The organism is Halobellus sp. Atlit-38R (assembly GCF_003665925.1).
Classification (GTDB): domain Archaea; phylum Halobacteriota; class Halobacteria; order Halobacteriales; family Haloferacaceae; genus Haloquadratum; species Haloquadratum inordinatus.
The window spans coordinates 1-438 of record NZ_QXIJ01000388.1 but is presented as its reverse complement, the minus strand read 5'-3'; the positions used below and the strand labels follow the sequence as shown (position 1 = coordinate 438).

The window sequence follows — 438 nt, the reverse complement described above, 5'->3', positions numbered from 1 at the left end:
AGGTTTCTCGGTGTTTCCGGGTTCTTCGACAAGTATGCTGAGTTCCGCGACGAGGATATGGAACTCTTCGCAGACTGGGTCGATTCGGAGATGACTCGGCGACTCGATAGACTGGAGTCGTAGCGGCGGACCGGACAAGTCCTTCTAACTCGTCGGCACCAACTCGGTCGCGACTATGTTTACGGCGGCGAACCTCATCGTTGGCGTCGGTACTGCCGCTCGTTCGCTGTCTTCGTTCTATTCGGGCTTCTCGGCGAGTTTGACGGCGGTTCCGTAAGTGAGAATCTCCGCAGCGCCCTGCGTCACTTCGGATGTCACGTACCGAACGCCGACGATGGCGTCTGCGTCGATTGCCTCGGCCTCCTCTATCATTCGCTCTGTCGCCTCGTCACGGGCGTCGGTCATCAGCCCGGTGTAGGACTTGAGTTCGCCGCCGAC

The 438-nt window shown here is 59.4% G+C and carries 1 protein-coding gene; it reads right to left on the bottom strand.

All coding sequences use genetic code 11. The annotated features are described in order from the left end of the window. Positions 1-237: 237 nt before the first annotated feature. Positions 238-438: YbjQ family protein (locus D3D02_RS19995; protein WP_147435815.1), on the bottom strand; the 201-nt coding region annotated here is incomplete at its 5' end.